Here is a 17,406-nt window from a genome sequence, read left to right on the forward strand (position 1 = left end):
TATGATAAATTAAACTTAAAAGTCTGATGTAGCGTTATAAAATAATAGATTGGTTATTAATCATTATATGAAAAAACTTTCAAATTACATCTTTAGTATTTCAGCAAAAAAGTTGGCTATTTTATTAGTGATTTTGCCTTTGGTTTTAATAGTTCTCCACACAACGTTTTCCGTAATTTATAGAAATTCAGAGGCTTCCGATACTAGCCTTAATGATATTGTTTCAATTTTAAGCATAATTGTTACTTTCTGCTTATTAGTTCCTTTTTTAATTTGGATGTCTTGGCTTAAGGGGGCTGTACTTTTAGTATCAAAAAAAGAAATGGGCATACCATTAAAGTGGTTTAATATTGCCCTTTTTATTTTTATGGTTTATATAGTATTTAGTTTCTGTTTTGTTTTTATCGAATTTTTTCCTGAGGGTATTAGATCTGTTTTTTCCATCTTATCTGAGACTATCAGCTTTGCGGGGCTATTAATTGCCTATCCGTTAATTTGCCATTATGCCGCAAGGGCCGTTTTCATCAAAAAACACAATCAGGCAACTTCTTTTTCTAAAAACATAGTCTATACTTTACTTCTGATTTTTATACCTATTAGCATTCCATTTTTTCACAATTATTTTAGTTCGGTAAGGTCTGAAAACCATCAATTGGTTAAAATTTATTTAATTGCACTTGGCATTTTAATGCTGTTGGCTATTTCAACTTTTGTATTGGCAATTTTAGGACTAATATAAACTTGTTTAGCCTCAACCTCTTTAAATGACTTCAATAAGTTTTTATAGGCAAAAGTTACCGCATGTATTGAGCCCGTTACTGAACTTGCCACAACTTCATTTTCATTTAGCTTCTTTAATTCCTTTTTTGAAAAAACCTTTTTTGCTTTTTTACGTTCGTATAATTCGCTTGTAGCATTTAATAATTCTTCTAAATCTGAATAATAAGCTGTGCTTTTTTTATCGAATTGAATGCTATCAGCATCTTTAAGTTCAGTTAATCTATTGTAGCTTTTTGCAATTGCACCATTTAAACGTTTTAACTCTTCTAAGTTTAAATCGCTATATTTTGTTGTTGACAAAACAGAATTTAGTTTTTCTGCCTCCTTTTTTGCCAATAGAATCCAATATTTAATTTCAAAACCATCCTTTTTTAGGCTGTTCAAATATTCATTATCTAATTTTTGTAATATTCTTTCACTTTTTAACCTTAAAATACTATCGGCTTTGTAAAATTTGTCATAAATATCAATGGTCAATTTATGCAATACGTTACCTTTATCGTACCCATCCTTTTTATACTCTTTTTTAGAATAATAAGATTCACAACTATTAATGGTTACCGAGAAAGCTCGTGCATTTATTTTATAAGATCTAATTAAAGGGTTTAATTCATCTAAAATAGGCAAGGCTATGGCACTATCTAATGTTTTTAACAATCTGACTTGATAATCGTTGATTTCAGAAAAGTTTGAAATATTTTCAGATTTGAAATTTTCTGGGTCATTGCCAAATGAGCTAATGTAGTCTTGATAGGTTTTAAAAGCTTCCTTGGAAAAATTATTGAAATTATCAGTAATTATCTTAATCTTTTTGACTTTTAAGTCGTAATCGGTTGGCTCTTTAATTGATATGTTATCTGCTTTACTATCCGAATTATCATCAGGAGCATTATTACATGCAAAAAATGAAATTAGAACTAAAATTAAAATAAATATTTTTTTTGAGGTCATGATTTGTAGTTTAAATGAACACTAAATTCACTTACAAATCTAAATTAACGTGCTCAACATAAAACCCCTGTTTAAAGGGTTTATTAGATTACTGCTAACAGTAGTTATGGTATTGTAAAAATAAAAATCCATAAAATATTTGCGTAGTTAAATAACTTCATATATATTTGTAGTCAAATAACTACGCAATGAAGTTGAGAAGAGACATATTTCAAGCTATTTCTGATCCTACAAGAAGAGCAATTTTAGTATTGCTTGCATCTCAGTCTATGACCGCAGGAGCAATAGCCAAAAATTTTGATGCGGCAAGACCTACAATTTCTAAACATATTCAAATATTGAACGAATGTGACCTTGTTGAAGCAAATCAACAAGGTCGGGAAATTTACTACGAGCTGAAAATCGAAAAAATGAAGGAAATCGATCAATGGCTGGAACAGTTCAGGAAAATATGGGAAAACCGTTTTGACCAACTTGACAATTTATTATCCACACTTAAAAACCAGCCTGCGGCAGGCAGGCAAGAAAAATGAGCAGTAAAAGCGTAATAGTAGAACGTGTTTTTGACGCCGATATAGAACTGGTTTGGAAAGCACTTACACAAAAAGAATTAATGAAACAATGGTATTTCCATGTTGAAGAATTCAAGACCATTGTTGGATTCAAGTTTGAATTTTGGGGTGGCGAAGAAGGTGCCAAGCAATGGAAACATTTGTGTGAGATTACTGAAGTTATTCCTAAACAAAAACTCACCTACTCTTGGAAGTATGAAGGCTACACCGGAATGTCCTATGTAACATTTGAATTATTTGAAGAAAACAATGGCACGAAACTAAAATTGACACATTCAGACATTGATACCTTCCCTGCGGATATCCCTGAATTGGCCATTCATAATTTCGAAAATGGATGGAATCACGCCATTAATGTTTCGCTTAAAGAATTTTTGGAAAATTTATTATTAACACTCAAAAACAAAAAAAATGAACAGTAATTTGCAATTCGACTTCCTTGTGGATAAGGAAAACAACACGCTCACTATTTTACGTGAGTTTAATGCAGAAAGACAACTGGTTTGGGACTGCTATACCAAACAAGAATTGTTGGATCAATGGTTTGCACCAAAACCATTTACCACCAAAACAAAATCAATGGACTTTAAAAATGGTGGCCATTGGCATTATGCAATGATTGACCCAGAAGGCACTGAATATTGGGGCTATACCCAATATCACGACGTAAACCCAATTGATTATTACCGCACAATCGATTCATTTTGCGATAGTGAAGGCACCATAAATCAAGAACTCCCTACAGCAAATTGGAAATTGACTTTTAAAGACAAAGGCGAAAATGCTACGGTTACAACTGTGGTTACTTACGACTCGTTAAATGACCTTGAAACCATTATCAATATGGGAATGGAAGAGGGTATGGCTTCTACTCTTGAAAGATTAGATGAACTATTGTTAAAACTTAAAAACTAGTGCAATGGCTAAATCATTCAGACCCACACAGAAAATAATCCCAAACTTATGGTTTGACGGTAACGCCAAAGAAGCGGCCGAATACTACGTATCGGTATTTAAAGGAGGAAAAATACGGAACATTACCTATTATCCTAAAACGGAAGCCGAAGGTCTGGCAGAATTTCAAAAAGATTTTGCGGGCAAGGTACTAACCGTTGAGTTTGAGATTCTAGGAATGCGGTTTATTGGTATCAATGCCAGTCCGCAATTCAAATTCAACGAATCTGTTTCATTTATGATACCCTGCAAAGACCAAGTGGAAATCGACTACTACTGGAATATGCTCACCACCAATGGCGGCGAAGAAAGTGTCTGCGGATGGCTCAAGGATAAATACGGACTGAGTTGGCAAGTATGTCCCGAAAATTGGCAAGAACTCAACAAAAAACCTGGGGCTTTCAAAAAAATGATGGGAATGAAAAAAATAATCATTGCAGAATTTTAATCGACAATTTTATAATTATGGCATCGAACAAATTTAAAACTGTTGACGACTACTTTAATGCTCTACCAGAAGAAACTAAAAAAGTACTTATCGAGTTAAAAAAGTGCATTCTCAACGTTAAACCGAATGCTACGGAATTGTTCAATTATAATATTCCAGCATATACATTAGTCGAAGGCGGAAAAAGAGAACACCAAATTATGATTGCAGGTTACAAAACACACGTTGGATTTTATCCACACCCCACAACGATGGAAAAGTTCGACTCGGAATTAAGCGAATATAAAAGAGGGAAAGGCTCGGTTCAATTTCCATTGGATAGACTACTTCCTAAAGATTTGATCGAGAGCATGGTTAAATACCGTTTGGAACAAATATTAGGAAAATAAAGAAATAGCTTGTATTTTATCTGAAATCTTCTAAGTAATTCAAAAAACCATGAAAAAGTCCTGTAAGGTTTTAGAAAACCTTACAGGACTTTATTTTTGATTATTGTTTAAGTTTAGTCTTGGCTCTTGTCTGTTGTCATCCAGATTCTTACCTGTAACAGCTTAAAAGACCAAAGACCACCAGTCTAACAACTAACTACCACCAACTACAAATGGATTACTTCGTCATAAGCATCGGCAACCGCTTCCATAACCGCCTCACTCATAGTTGGGTGCGGATGGATGGCTTTTAACACTTCGTGACCCGTTGTTTCTAATTTTCTACCTAATACGGCCTCCGCAATCATATCAGTTACACCTGCACCTATCATGTGGCAACCTAACCATTCGCCATATTTAGCGTCAAAAATAACTTTTACAAACCCCTCAGAATTACCTGCAGCTTGTGCCTTACCAGATGCTGAAAAAGGAAACTTACCTATTTTTAATTCATAGCCCGCTTCTTTAGCTTGGGCTTCAGTCATACCAACACTTGCAATTTCTGGTGTAGCATACGTACAACCAGGAACATTTCCATAATCAATAGCTTCGGGATTCAATCCTGCAATTTTTTCAACACAAGTAATTCCTTCCGCTGAAGCAACGTGTGCTAATGCTGGTCCATCAACCACATCGCCAATAGCGTAATAACCCGGTAAATTGGTTTGATAGAAGTCATTTACTATAATTTTATCTTTATCTGTGGCTATACCTACATCTTCTAAACCTATATTTTCAATATTGGTTTTGATACCTACTGCGGACAAAATAACATCGGCTTCTAAAATTTCTTCGCCTTTTTTAGTCTTGACCGTAGCCTTAACTCCACTTCCTGATGTATCCACTTTGGTTACACTCGATTCTAACATTACATTAATGCCAGATTTTTTGAACGAACGTGCAAATTGTTTCGAAACATCATCATCTTCTAAAGGAACTAAGTTTGGTAAAAACTCAACTATAGTTACCTCCGTGCCCATAGCGTGGTAGAAATAGGCAAACTCAACACCAATAGCTCCTGAACCCACCACAATCATTTTTTTTGGTTGTTTGGGTAAAGACATTGCCTCTCTATATCCAATTACCTTTTTACCGTCAATTGGCAAAAACGGCAACTCACGCGAACGTGCACCAGTGGCAATAATGATGTGATCTGCCGAATATTCGGTTGTTTTATCATTGTTGGTAACATCAACTTTTTTACCCGCTTTTACTTTACCAAAACCATCAATGACATCAATTTTGTTTTTTTTCATCAAAAACTGAACACCCTTGCTCATCCCATCCGCCACGTTTCTACTACGTTTTATAACAGCAGAAAAATCTTTATCTATCTCCTTGGCTTTTAGACCATAAGCATCAACATGTTTTAGGTAATCATAAACCTGGGCACTTTTTAACAAGGCTTTAGTAGGAATACAGCCCCAATTCAAACAAATTCCACCTAAATTTTCCTTTTCTACAATGGCTACTTTAAAACCTAGTTGAGATGCCCTAATGGCGGTTACATAACCGCCTGGTCCACTACCAATGATAATAATGTCGTATTTCATGTGTTTTAGTCTTTTAGTCTTTGGATGTTGGTCAAAGACACGGTTTAATATTTATTGTTTATTTGTATTATTTATTCTTCATTTTAGTCAATTATTGCTAGTGATAGAAAAAATTAATGCCACGAACGCACTAATCTGTCTATGTTTTTCTTATAAAATAATCCCCACAAATGCTGTCCTTTGGACAGCTATTCGTGATATACTTTTTACCGATAATTTAATTATTCGTGAATTAGTGGCAAAAAAAATTACCAAACTGATTCCAATTCTATGCTTTATAAATTAACGCCACGAATGCACTAATCTGTCTATGTTTTCGTATTAAATAATTCCCACCAATGCTGTCCTTTGGACAGCTATTTGTGCTATAATTTTTTTCAACAATAATTTAATTATTCGTGAATTAGTGGCAAAAATATTCAACCTTACCAATTCAATCACTCAATTCATAAGACAATTCTTTGATAGTCCAATAAATCTTCATGAAAATTGGCTAAAATTGCCAACTTACATTTAGAAACTTTTAGATAATTGATACATTGTGCTAAATGTTTGGCATGTAAACTTTCAATAGACTTAATTTCCAAAATAATTTTGTCGAATACCACAAAATCAGCGAAAAAATTATGTTTTAACGTGACATCCTTATAAGTTATATCATATTGTTTCTCCCTTTCAAAAGGTATTTTCAATTGCTTAAACTCATATTCAATCGCATCTTTATAAACAATTTCAGAAAACCCAGCACCTAAATTATTATAAACTTCAAACAATACACCAACAATAGAATAACTTTCTTTCTTATATATTAATTCCCCCAAAATATAAAATTAGTGAATTCGTGGCAAAAAATTGTTTTGACTCGCAAATTTAATCAAATTTTATCGCTTTTACTGGACTAATTTTACTAACTATGTAAGAAGGCACTAGCAACATCAACAAACACAGTAATAGGGTGCCAATGTTCAAAATAACAACAGCACTCAAACTTATATGAACAGGGGCTTCACTAACATAATAATTTTCTGGATCTAGCTTAATAAAACCAAAATATTTTTGAGCCATTAACAGACCAATTCCTATAATATTTCCCCATAATAATCCTTTGGCAATAAGATAAGCCGCATTGTATAAAAACACTTTGCGGATGCTCCAATTAGAACTTCCTAAGGATTTTAAAATGCCGATCATCTGTGTGCGTTCCAAGATTAAAACGAGCAAAGCGGTTATCATATTTATACCCGCTATAAGAATCATGATAACGATTATTACCACAATATTGGTATTTAATAGATCAAGCCATTCAAAAATAGGGGCATACTTTTCTGCTATGGTTTGTGCATTTAAAGTAGAACCTACCTGGTTATAAACTTCAGTTCCTTTTTCCTCCAATTGGTCAAAATCATTCAATATCACCTCAAAACCACCTATTTGGTCAGCTTCCCATTTATTAAGGCGTTGCACATGCTTTAAATCACCAATAACATAATTTTCATCAAACTCTTTATAGCCCGAATTATATATGCCAATTACTTTGAATGACCTTACATTAGGGGCAGAACCATCATCTTTCATAAAGAACATGTTAAACTTATTGCCAAGTTTAAGTTTTAACCTATCTGATGTATATTTCGATATCAATACTTTATCCGTCGTTTTATCGTCAATATCTATAACATTACCCTCAACTAAATAAGTTTTAAAAAATGACCAATCAAAATCTGTATTTACACCTTTGTAAATTACCCCTTCAAAATCAGTTTCGGTTCGGATGACTCCTGCCTTGGTAGCAAAACTTTGAACATTTTTAATACCCTCAACATTTTCAATATCTGGGTAAAATTCTTGATTAATGGAAATTGGGCTAATGGTAATTTGAGAATTATTGTCTTCGTAATTGGAAATTTGAATATGACCGTTAAATCCCGAAATTTTTTCTTTTATCTTTTTTTGAAGTCCAGCTGTAGTTGCAATTGAAATTAACATAATAATTAACCCCAACGCAATGGCCGTTATGGCAATTTTTATTATTGATGAAGAAATACTACTTTTATACTGTTTACCCGTAATAATTCTTTTAGCTAAAAATAACTCGTAATTCAAATCCTATGATAAATTTCAATTTCAAAAATACGTATTTCTTTTGGGTTTTTATTTTGGTTTTTGGATTGATTTCCTGTAAAGGAAAAACCACTACGGAAAACGACACCGAAAGTACTCAAATTAGCCAAAATTCAACACCTGACAGCTTGTCATATCAACTTTATGATAAAGATATAATAATTTCTAAACCAGTTGATTATTTACATTTAATTAAAGAAAAAGATGTAGGTGTTGTTGGAAACCATACAAGTATAGTCAAAAATGAAAATAATGGTTACACCCATCTTGTTGACACCCTTATTTCCCTAAATATTGACATAAAAAAAGTGTTCGGACCTGAACACGGCTTTAGAGGAAAAGCCGATGCCGGTGAAAAAATAGAAGACGGTAAAGATGCCAAAACCGGACTCCCATCTATATCGTTATATGGCAAGAACAGAAAACCTTCCCAAGAACAACTAAAGGATTTAGATATTGTTATTTTCGATATTCAAGATGTTGGTGCAAGATTCTATACCTACATCTCTACCCTACATTATGTAATGGAAGCCTGTGCAGAGGCCAATATTCCGCTAATTGTAATTGACCGACCCAACCCCAATGCCCACTATATTGATGGCCCAATTAGAGAAGAAGAACATAAAAGTTTTGTTGCAATGCATTCTGTACCTATCGTTTACGGCATGACCATAGGTGAATACGCTAAAATGATTAACGGAGAAAAGTGGCTAAATAAAGGTATTCAGTGCGATTTAACAGTTATGCCTTTAAAAAACTATACACACCAAACACCATATAGCTTACCGATTAAACCATCACCAAATTTACCCAATGACCAGTCTATTAATTTATATCCAAGTCTTTGCTTTTTTGAAAGAACCGATGTTAGTGCTGGCCGTGGAACGGAAATGCAGTTCCAAATATTTGGATCTCCAAACCTACCTAAAGAACAATTTACTTTTACTTTTACGCCACAACCCAACGAAGGTGCAAAAAACCCTAAACACAATGGTAAATTATGTTATGGAAAGAATTTATCAAAAGTTAAAAAATTGAATTACATTAATTTAGATTGGCTTATTGAAACTTATAATTCCAGCCTTAACAAATCAACTTTTTTTAAAAATCTTGAGCGACTCTCAGGCACTAAGAAAATGCAAGAGCAAATTGAAAGTGGTATGACCACTGCAGAAATTAGAAAAACCTGGCAAAAGGATATTGAGGATTTTAAAAAAATTAGATCAAAATATTTAATTTATAATTAATGAAAAAATTAACTTTTTTACTCGTTTTATTTGCTGTAAATTTTTGTGTAGCTCAAGTCGCTCCGCCTAAACCGTCCATGCCACCTCCTTCTGACTATCAAAAGGAAGAAGATTCGGCAAGTGCTATAGCTTTACGGTTTTTAGAAAATGAAAAAATTCCAGGGATGGCTATTTCCATATCAAAACATGGCGAACTATTATACTCGAAAGGGTTTGGCGTTGCCACTATTGAAACCGAGACCGAAGTAAGCCCGGTGATAACACAATTTAGAATTGCTAGTATATCAAAATCATTATCTGCCTTGGCCATGGCTAAATTAGTAGATGATGACAAACTGGGTTTTGATAAAAGTATTTATACTTATTTACCAGATTATCCTAAAAAGGAATATGATTTTACCGTAAGGCAAGTTGCAGGGCATATTGCAGGAATTAGACATTATAAAGGCAAGGAGTTTATTTTGAATAAGCCAATGACCATTACAGAGGGTTTGGATATTTTTAAAGACGATCCTTTATTGTCTGAACCAGGAACAAAATATAAATACAGTACCTATGGGTGGAATTTGTTAAGTGCGGTGGTTCAAAAAGCAGCTGAAACTCCATTTACTAAATATATGGAAGAAATAGTTTTTAAACCTTTACATATGAGTAAAACAGTTCTTGAAACTTCAGATAAAGAACTTCCATTTAAAACAGGCTATTATAGAAAAACAAATCAAGGAAAGATAACGCTCGGGCCAGAAGTTAATAACGAATTTAAAGCCGCTGGAGGCGGATTTTTATCAACCAGCGAAGATTTGATTAGGTTTGGAAACGAAATTATAAATCCAACAATTATAAAAAAGGAAACTGTAGCTGAATTGGTAAAATCACAAACAACTGCAGACGATAAAAAAACAAATTATGGAATTGGATTTGTTACCGATAGTTCTAAAAAAGGTACACCTCGCTATTCACACTCTGGAGGCGGTATTGGTGCTACTGCCTTACTTTTAATGTATCCAGAAGAAGAAATCGTCATTGTTATCTTAACAAACCTATCTGACCTTAAAATAAAGGATTTTGGTAGTGAATTAGAAGCTGTCTTTCTTAATTAGAAAAGCCTACTTTGTTGGTGTAAAATTGCTAAATACATACGTAATTTCATCATCAACTGCATTTTCTATATAATCAATAGCAATACTTTTGGGAAACCCAAACTGCTCATCATACTCCACTATAAAAGAGGCTACTTTTTTGGTATTGAAATTCTCTATAAAATCAAAAGCTTCATCTATGGTTTTGGCACCTTCAAAAACCATTTGGTAAGTTTGTCCATCATAGAGTTTTGACTCGTCAAAATAAACAGTATCTTTTTCATTATTAACCACTTTAGTTGTCCATTCCAACAGCCCGCCACAAAAACACCATAAATTTTCCTGAATAGTATAGTCCTCAAATTGAAGTTTTTCCCATTTTGCCTTGGCCATTTTAAATTCCGACATATCTTCATCATCAGAATCACAAGAAACAAAAGAAATAGCAAGAACAGTGAAGAAAAGAAATTTACGCATCATATTTTTTTGATTGTACTCTTTTATGATGTGAAAAATAACTTATGGTTGCGTAATTCAACTAAGATTCTTCCTTAAACAATTGTTCTGCTTTAGTTAAATAATTCTCAAACCGCTTTGTAGATTTTAATTTTGTCAACCATGTTTCAGCCATTTCAGACTTGTTTTGCCCCCTACAACTCACATAATTTAGAAAGTAAAAGAATTGTTTATTCTTATCGTTTATTTCTTCTTCTTTTAATTTTCCCAACGCTTTCGAACTCCTTTTATAATTATCTCTTATTACATCTTCCTGAATATCAAGCAATTCTATTTTCTCTTCAATAGCTTTATCTTCTCTATCTTCGTTCTTTAATTCTTTCTCCGTTTGTTTTATATAAATTTTTGACAGTGATAAAAAATCCGTCTTAATATCATCATCTAAAAACATGGCAAAATCTTGGTATTTTTGTGCCAGTCTAAAAGCAGAATAGCTGTTCACTTTTTTATTGTAAATTAAATAGTCCGTTTGCAAAAATTTTGTGCTTAAAGCATATTTCTCTAGTAATTTAATTACCTTACTTTTACCCATATAGCTCATTTGCTTATAAACCACTTCGCCATTGGCATCCAAAATAAACACAAACGGAATGCCTTTAACACCATATTTTCTTGCCAAACTTCTATGGGTATCAATGTCTATTTGAACAGAAACATAGTTATCCATAACTATTTTGACTTCTTCTTTGCTCCATGATTCTGAATCCATTCTATGGCATGGTCCGCACCACGATGCCCAAAAATCGACCAGGATTAATTTATTGGTCGCTATCGCTAATTTTTGTGCATCCTCTAAAGAATATAACCAATTGTCCGCTTTTACAATGTTTGAACTTAATATTAAGATCAGAATTAGGATATAATTTGCAATTTTTTTCATGATTACAAGTACTTAATATTACAAAGTTAAAGATTTTTTTAGATTCTCGACAATATTAAAAGCGGCAGGACAAACTTCGGTATTTCTAAGGGTAAGATGTGTTAACTGGACAAATTTCTTTCTATTGGTATGCGGGTATTCACTACAAGCTTTCGGTCGTACATCGTAAATTGTACAGGTATTATCGGCTTCATCCAAAAAAGTGCATGGTGCTTGCCGTAAGACCATAAAATCATCTTCATCTCTTTGTAGATAGGCTGTAATAAAGTCTATTTCCTTCATTCTAAAATGTTTGGAAATTCTAGAAATATCTTTGTTGGTAAAAATTGGACTTGTGGTTTTACAACAATTGGCACAAGTTAAACAATCGGATTTTTCAAATTCATCGTCATGCAATTCTTGCATTATTAAGTCTAACTTTTTTGGAGATTTTTTTCTGAGTTTTTGAAAATATTTGGTAGTTTCTACCATTTTTTCTTTGGATAACTCCGATAAGTTCTTTGATGTTGCTCTTATGGGCATTTATTTTTAATAAGTTCTTAATACCAATATAATATAACCTAAAAAAGCCCCCTCTCTCTTTGAGAAGAGGATTTAATGGTGGGGCTTCCCTTATTTAAACCACATCGTTATCCCCTTGATTTTAGCCAGATCCGGAATTTGTTCCAATTTAATTTTTTGTGTGCCAAAATCGTTTACGCCCAATTCCTTCTTCTCTATGGTAATTGTTGCATTCAACTCATCAACAAATAAAACCGCGGTACTGAAAGTAGATTGCACTTTGTTAACAGTATAATTATCAACAATATCTTTAAATGTGCCTCTAATATTTAAACCTTTAACTGTTTTATAGTTTTTATCGAAAATTTGGATATTTTCAATTGTGGATGACGAATCTTGCTCTATTTTAGGGATAATCGTCAATAAATGATCTCCATTTTTGTTGTATACCAAATATTCATCGTAAGTAGATTCTGCAACATTATCTTCACCTAAATGCGAAACAATGGAATCATTCTCAAAAATTGAGTATAACTCTCGTATTTGGGTTGCCGAAGTTATTTTCCCTACTTGCTCCTTTCCCAGAGTATAATTTGTTTCCTCCTTACATTGAATCATGGTTAAAGACACAATGCAAATTAATAGCGATAGCTTTTTCATAAAGGTTTATTTATTTCATTGCTTTTTTTAATATTCCCAGAACACCTCGCATAAAAGTTGCACTGGTCAATAATTTAACCACGGGGTTCATTCGCGTACTTTTCCTTGTAGATGTTTTACGACTTGTTTTAGCTTTCTCTTCTTTTTCTTTTGCTTCTAATTCTTCAGCTTTTTCAATTTTTGCATCCAACATTTCATAAGCACTTTCCCTATCTATTTCTTCATTGTACTTTTTGATCAATTTAGACTGAGCTATTAGTTCGGACAATTCTTTTTCTGTTAAAATATCCATTCTGCTCATTGGTGCTCTTAACATAGTTCTCGCCAGTGGAGTGGGAATTCCTTTCTCATTCAAACAAGAGACCAATGCCTCGCCAATTCCTAATTGAGTTAGTACTTCTGCAGTATCGTAATACTCCGAATCAGGATAATTTTCGGCTGTCAGTTTAATGGCTTTTCTGTCATTTGCGGTAAAAGCACGTAGAGCATGTTGTATTTTCAGCCCTAATTGCGATAGTACATCCGATGGTACGTCTTTAGGGTTTTGGGTTACAAAATAAATACCAATACCCTTGGAACGTATTAATTTTACTATGCTTTCTATCTGATTTAGCAACGCCTTAGATGCTTCGTTAAATATAAGATGAGCTTCGTCAATAAAGAGGATAAGTTCTGGTCTGCCAGAATCTCCTTGTTCAGGAAAAGTATCATAAATTTCGGCCAATAATTGCAACATAAAAGTTGAAAATAACTTTGGCTTATCTTGAATGTCTGTTAGTCTTAGTACGGAAATCATCCCTCTACCGTTTTCATCAATTCTCGTTAAATCACTTACATCAAAAGAGCGTTCCCCAAAAAAAAGTTCACCTCCCTGTTGTTCAATTTCAACTACTTTACGCAAAATTGAACCTGTAGATGCCGTTGAAATTCGTCCATACTCACTTTCTAGCTCTTTTTTACCTTCCTGGGTAGCATATTGTAGTACTTTTTTAAAATCTTTTAAATCTAATAACGGTAATTTATTATCATCGCAATACTTAAATAATATGGCTACTATTCCACTTTGAGTTTCAGATAAATCTAAAATTCTTGATAATAATACTGGACCAAATTCCGAAACTGTGGCTCTTAACCGTGTTCCGTCTTGTTCGGATAATGTCAAAATTTCTACCGGGAAACCTTTTGCCTCAAATGGTAAACCTATTTTCTGATGACGTTCATCAATTTTTACATGTCCAGGGCTTGCTTTTGCCAATCCACTTAAATCACCTTTTACATCCATTAATAAAACGGGAATTCCATTTTCAGATAGGTTTTCAGCAAGTACCTGAAGTGTTTTCGTTTTACCAGTCCCAGTTGCCCCTGCAATTAAACCATGGCGGTTTAAGGTTTTTAAAGGAATATTGACAAAAGCATTGGTAACGGTTTCTTCGCCCAACATGGCGGCACCCAGCGTTATATGCTCTCCTTTAGTTTTGTAACCCTCTTTTATATATGTAAGGAATTCATCTTTGGTACTCATAAAATGTTCTATGTGGATTCTGGCTATAAAAGTAAGATTAAAAAATTAAAATAAGTAAAAGATTTAAAATTTATGCTAGTCTAGAGTTTAAATGCTGAATTGTTTCACTCTATACGTTTTACCTCCAACCTTCGGTCATCCGACTTTTTAATTTATCTTTGCAAAAATTAAAATTAACCTGTAATGAAAATTAAATTAGTTCTATTTTTTAATGTGTTTTTTTTGGTAGGTATATCTTCATGCACCAAACCTCAAACAATGGAATTAGAATTTTTAAAGTCTAAAGAAGAAAAGAAAAAAGACTTACCATTTTCTGACGCCGTTAGGGTAGGTAATATTTTATTTTTAGCGGGTCAAATTGGTATGGACCATTCAACAAGAAAACTGGTAGAAGGAGGTATAAAACAAGAAACTTCACAAGCCTTATTAAATATTAAAGAGGTATTAGAATCAAACGGTTCTGATATGAGCCATATTGTTAAATGCACAGTTATTTTGGCTGACATAAATGATTTTGCTGCTATGAACGAAGTTTACAAGACATTCTTTGAGGGCAATTTTCCAGCCAGAACTACCTTTGCATCTAGTTTAGTTGCTAATGCAAAAATAGAAATTGAAGCGACAGCGGTACTAAAATAAAATGGATAGAGAGATACAATTATTAATTGACAATGGTGAAATGCTTCCCTTAATGGAAGAGTTCTATACCATACAAGGCGAGGGTTACCATACGGGTACTGCCGCTTACTTTATAAGGGTTGGTGGATGCGATGTGGGTTGCCATTGGTGCGACGTTAAAGAAAGTTGGAATCCCGATCTGCATCCCGCTACAGAAACAGAGTTAATAGTTAAAAACGCTAAGAAATATAGCGATACCATTGTAGTTACTGGTGGTGAACCATTAATGTATAATATGGATTATTTAACTAATTCCCTTAAATCATCGGGCTTAAAAACGCATATTGAAACTTCTGGTGCTTATACCTTAACTGGAAAATGGGACTGGATTTGCCTTTCACCTAAAAAAAACAAATTGCCTTTACAGGAAGTCTATGATAAGGCCGATGAATTAAAAGTAATCGTTTACAATAAAAACGATTTTAAGTTTGCCGAAGAACAGGCGAGTAAAGTCAATAAAAATTGTGAACTGTTTCTACAGCCAGAGTGGAGTAAACAAGAAAAAATGACTCCACTTATTGTTGATTACGTAATGAAAAATCCAAAGTGGAAAATATCGTTACAAACACATAAGTATTTAAATATCCCTTAGTCTGTTTTAGCACTTTTAATACAACGTTTGGCAATACTTAGAAGCCTTTCATATTGCTCTTTTAAACCCATATCGCTATTATCAATTTCAATAGCGTCTTCCGCTTTTACCAGTGGTGAATCTGCTCGTGTAGAGTCAATGTTATCTCTTTGTTGTACATTATGTAATACTTCTTCAAAAGTTACGTTATTACCTTTCTCCAATAGTTCTTTATAACGTCTATTTGCTCTTTTCTCAGCGGAAGCTGTCATAAATAATTTCAGTTCAGCATCAGGAAAAACAACGGTACCTATATCTCTCCCGTCCATTACCAAACCCCTTTCTTTGCCCATTTCTCGCTGCTGTTCAACCAATTTTTTTCTAACATCTGAAATTGCTGAAATTTTACTAACCAAACGCGAAACTTCCATTGTTCGAATATCTTTCTCCACATTTTCGTTATTAAGATAAATTTCAGAAAACTTCAATTTTTCATTATATTTAAACTTTAAATTAATCTTTTTAAGACTTTCAATAAGTTCATTCTCTTCCAAGAAATTTTCACCAACAATATTATGTTGCATAGCATAGAGTGTCACTGCTCTATACATGGCTCCAGTATCTACATAAGCATATCCTAATGCCTTAGCCAACTGTTTAGCGATGGTGCTTTTCCCTGTAGATGAGAAACCATCTATGGCGATAATTATTTTTTTATCTGTTTTCAATTAATTTGTGATCTTTTTGCTAAATTAATATTTATTGTAAAAGTATTGGTATTTGTTACTGGGTGATATTTTGTAAAGGCGTAATTAAATTTGAATCTTCCCAACTGAAGGCCAAACCCTGCGGACAATCCTGCAAAAGTTCTACTTTCCGTCAAACGTAATTCTTTGCCACGTCTAAAATTATACCCGAAGCGTAAATTAAATAACTTGTCAGGAAATAATTCCGCACCTACAACTACATGCCTAAATGTGTTATCTAAGAATGTAATATTATCATTAGTTGTTTGTCCATCAATGGTGGTTTGGCTATCTGAAGGATTTTTTACTCCCACTTTCCATTGTTGCAAATTGTTGATAGTGATATGCCATTTTAAAGGGACATTTTCTAATTTATAGGATGCTCCAACTGCAATTTCCAGCGGTAACGATTCTCTTTCTTCGTCAAAAACATTAAGCTGATATCCAATGTTTCTTATAACCGCAGAAAAAATATAGGGTTTCGTATCATTAAAATAAGTTAAACCAAAATCTAAGGCTATCCCACTAGATGTATAATTCTCTATACTTGAACTGATATATTTTAGGTTTGCACCAGCGTGAAAATTACTTTTAGGAATTCTATAAGCATAACCAACTGATAGGGCTAAATCTCTAGCAGAAAAAGTACCTGTTTCTTGCCCAGTTTCATCTGCGGCAATGAATTTTCCATAATTTACGTAAGTAACACCAGCATGTAACGTACCAAAACGTCTATTGATTAAATGTGCAAAAGTTGCGGAACCATAATTGATATCAGCTAAAAAATCTACATAACTTACGGAGGCCTGATTATCAATTTCTTTGCTGATAGTCGATGGATTCCATAGTGGTTGGTTTATATCGTCATATAATGTCAGAACTTCTCCGCCTAATGCAGCTTGTCGGGCAGATGTACTTACATTTAAAAAATTATATATGCTTTCTCCTCCTACTTGAGCAAAAGTGTAGTTTGAAAAACATAAAATCGCTATGATTAAAATTTGTTTCATTTATTTCACAAAGAAACTAGAAATATAAGTTATAACGTAATTATTTAGTGATATTTTGAAATTGAACATAAAAAAACCTTCATTAAATAAATAATGAAGGTTTAAAAGAAAGGCGACGACATACTCTCCCACCGGGTGGCAGTACCATCTGCACCGATAGGCTTAACTTCTCTGTTCGGTATGGGAAGA

General features: G+C 33.4%; 21 protein-coding genes and 1 rRNA gene. 10 read left to right on the top strand and 12 right to left on the bottom strand.

The features are described 5' to 3' along the window. Positions 1-67 precede the first annotated feature (67 nt). Positions 68-739 (top strand): hypothetical protein, encoded by a 672-nt coding sequence (locus tag UMM65_RS12920; protein WP_321977059.1) that lies wholly within the window; start codon positions 68-70, stop codon positions 737-739. On the opposite strand, the gene UMM65_RS12925 is transcribed toward UMM65_RS12920, so the two are convergent. Next, a complete protein-coding gene (locus tag UMM65_RS12925; protein ID WP_321977061.1) occupies positions 664-1,731 on the bottom strand; it encodes a DUF3829 domain-containing protein in 1,068 nt (355 codons plus the stop codon). The genes UMM65_RS12920 and UMM65_RS12925 overlap by 76 nt on opposite strands. Positions 1,732-1,925: 194 nt before the next feature. On the opposite strand from UMM65_RS12925, the gene UMM65_RS12930 reads away from it, so the two are divergent. From UMM65_RS12930 to UMM65_RS12950, 5 genes are read left to right on the top strand one after another with little or no spacing between them, the layout of a single operon-like run. Further along, positions 1,926-2,264 (top strand): metalloregulator ArsR/SmtB family transcription factor, encoded by a 339-nt coding sequence (locus tag UMM65_RS12930; RefSeq protein ID WP_321977092.1) that lies wholly within the window; start codon positions 1,926-1,928, stop codon positions 2,262-2,264. Further along, on the top strand, positions 2,261-2,725 hold the full coding sequence (locus UMM65_RS12935; RefSeq protein WP_321977063.1) for an SRPBCC family protein: 465 nt from the start codon (positions 2,261-2,263) through the stop codon (positions 2,723-2,725). Before UMM65_RS12930 ends, UMM65_RS12935 begins: the two co-directional genes overlap by 4 nt. After that, the gene (locus UMM65_RS12940; protein WP_321977065.1) at positions 2,715-3,218 is read left to right on the top strand and encodes an SRPBCC domain-containing protein; all 504 of its coding nucleotides are present in this window, start codon (positions 2,715-2,717) and stop codon (positions 3,216-3,218) included. The genes UMM65_RS12935 and UMM65_RS12940 overlap by 11 nt, the downstream gene beginning before the upstream one ends. A gap of 4 nt (positions 3,219-3,222) precedes the next feature. Then, positions 3,223-3,705: a VOC family protein gene (locus tag UMM65_RS12945; protein WP_321977067.1), complete on the top strand. Its 483-nt coding sequence runs from the start codon at positions 3,223-3,225 to the stop codon at positions 3,703-3,705. 17 nt (positions 3,706-3,722) lie between these two features. Continuing rightward, positions 3,723-4,094 carry an iron chaperone gene (locus UMM65_RS12950; protein WP_321977068.1) on the top strand — a complete coding sequence of 124 codons (372 nt, stop codon included), beginning with the start codon at positions 3,723-3,725 and terminating at the stop codon, positions 4,092-4,094. A gap of 206 nt (positions 4,095-4,300) precedes the next feature. Here the strand turns inward: UMM65_RS12950 and lpdA are convergent, their stop codons facing one another. The 3 genes from lpdA to UMM65_RS12965 all read right to left on the bottom strand — a co-directional run bounded on the left by lpdA (position 4,301) and on the right by UMM65_RS12965 (position 7,789). Beyond that, positions 4,301-5,686 (bottom strand): dihydrolipoyl dehydrogenase, encoded by a 1,386-nt coding sequence (lpdA, locus tag UMM65_RS12955; protein ID WP_321977069.1) that lies wholly within the window; start codon positions 5,684-5,686, stop codon positions 4,301-4,303. Positions 5,687-6,132: 446 nt separating this feature from the next. Next, on the bottom strand, positions 6,133-6,507 hold the full coding sequence (locus UMM65_RS12960; protein WP_321977070.1) for a GxxExxY protein: 375 nt from the start codon (positions 6,505-6,507) through the stop codon (positions 6,133-6,135). Positions 6,508-6,556: 49 nt separating this feature from the next. Next, positions 6,557-7,789, bottom strand: a complete 1,233-nt coding sequence (locus UMM65_RS12965; RefSeq protein WP_321977071.1) for an ABC transporter permease — start codon at positions 7,787-7,789, stop codon at positions 6,557-6,559. Between the two features lie 5 nt (positions 7,790-7,794). On the opposite strand from UMM65_RS12965, the gene UMM65_RS12970 reads away from it, so the two are divergent. Together UMM65_RS12970 and UMM65_RS12975 are read left to right on the top strand one after the other, a co-directional pair. Beyond that, positions 7,795-9,054: an exo-beta-N-acetylmuramidase NamZ family protein gene (locus UMM65_RS12970; RefSeq protein WP_321977073.1), complete on the top strand. Its 1,260-nt coding sequence runs from the start codon at positions 7,795-7,797 to the stop codon at positions 9,052-9,054. Next, positions 9,054-10,154 carry a serine hydrolase domain-containing protein gene (locus UMM65_RS12975; RefSeq protein ID WP_321977075.1) on the top strand — a complete coding sequence of 367 codons (1,101 nt, stop codon included), beginning with the start codon at positions 9,054-9,056 and terminating at the stop codon, positions 10,152-10,154. Before UMM65_RS12970 ends, UMM65_RS12975 begins: the two co-directional genes overlap by 1 nt. Before the next feature lie 6 nt (positions 10,155-10,160). Here UMM65_RS12975 and UMM65_RS12980 read toward each other — a convergent pair whose 3' ends face one another. From UMM65_RS12980 to UMM65_RS13000, 5 genes are all read right to left on the bottom strand, one after another. Continuing rightward, positions 10,161-10,613 carry a DUF6174 domain-containing protein gene (locus UMM65_RS12980; RefSeq protein WP_321977077.1) on the bottom strand — a complete coding sequence of 151 codons (453 nt, stop codon included), beginning with the start codon at positions 10,611-10,613 and terminating at the stop codon, positions 10,161-10,163. A 58-nt stretch (positions 10,614-10,671) separates the two neighbouring features. Continuing rightward, complete coding sequence (locus tag UMM65_RS12985) at positions 10,672-11,529, bottom strand: thioredoxin family protein (protein WP_321977079.1); 858 nt, start codon at positions 11,527-11,529, stop codon at positions 10,672-10,674. Between the two features lie 18 nt (positions 11,530-11,547). Continuing rightward, the gene (locus UMM65_RS12990; protein ID WP_321977080.1) at positions 11,548-12,051 is read right to left on the bottom strand and encodes a YkgJ family cysteine cluster protein; all 504 of its coding nucleotides are present in this window, start codon (positions 12,049-12,051) and stop codon (positions 11,548-11,550) included. 90 nt (positions 12,052-12,141) lie between these two features. Continuing rightward, positions 12,142-12,648: a hypothetical protein gene (locus UMM65_RS12995; RefSeq protein ID WP_321977081.1), complete on the bottom strand. Its 507-nt coding sequence runs from the start codon at positions 12,646-12,648 to the stop codon at positions 12,142-12,144. Positions 12,649-12,700: 52 nt separating this feature from the next. Then, complete coding sequence (locus UMM65_RS13000; RefSeq protein ID WP_321977082.1) at positions 12,701-14,212, bottom strand: helicase HerA-like domain-containing protein; 1,512 nt, start codon at positions 14,210-14,212, stop codon at positions 12,701-12,703. Positions 14,213-14,395: 183 nt separating this feature from the next. Between UMM65_RS13000 and UMM65_RS13005 the strand changes: the two genes are divergently transcribed. Continuing rightward, positions 14,396-14,851 carry a RidA family protein gene (locus UMM65_RS13005; protein WP_321977084.1) on the top strand — a complete coding sequence of 152 codons (456 nt, stop codon included), beginning with the start codon at positions 14,396-14,398 and terminating at the stop codon, positions 14,849-14,851. A 1-nt stretch (position 14,852) separates the two neighbouring features. Further along, complete coding sequence (locus UMM65_RS13010; RefSeq protein ID WP_321977086.1) at positions 14,853-15,482, top strand: 7-carboxy-7-deazaguanine synthase QueE; 630 nt, start codon at positions 14,853-14,855, stop codon at positions 15,480-15,482. On the opposite strand, the gene cmk is transcribed toward UMM65_RS13010, so the two are convergent. From cmk to rrf, 3 genes are all read right to left on the bottom strand, one after another. Then, positions 15,479-16,189, bottom strand: a complete 711-nt coding sequence (cmk, locus tag UMM65_RS13015) for a (d)CMP kinase (RefSeq protein ID WP_321977088.1) — start codon at positions 16,187-16,189, stop codon at positions 15,479-15,481. The genes UMM65_RS13010 and cmk overlap by 4 nt on opposite strands. Further along, on the bottom strand, positions 16,186-17,217 hold the full coding sequence (porQ, locus tag UMM65_RS13020; RefSeq protein ID WP_321977090.1) for a type IX secretion system protein PorQ: 1,032 nt from the start codon (positions 17,215-17,217) through the stop codon (positions 16,186-16,188). Before porQ ends, cmk begins: the two co-directional genes overlap by 4 nt. Before the next feature lie 107 nt (positions 17,218-17,324). Next, a 5S ribosomal RNA gene (rrf, locus tag UMM65_RS17720) occupies positions 17,325-17,406 on the bottom strand; the annotation flags it as partial.

It is taken from the genome of Aureibaculum koreense, assembly GCF_034296135.1.
GTDB lineage: Bacteria > Bacteroidota > Bacteroidia > Flavobacteriales > Flavobacteriaceae > Aureibaculum.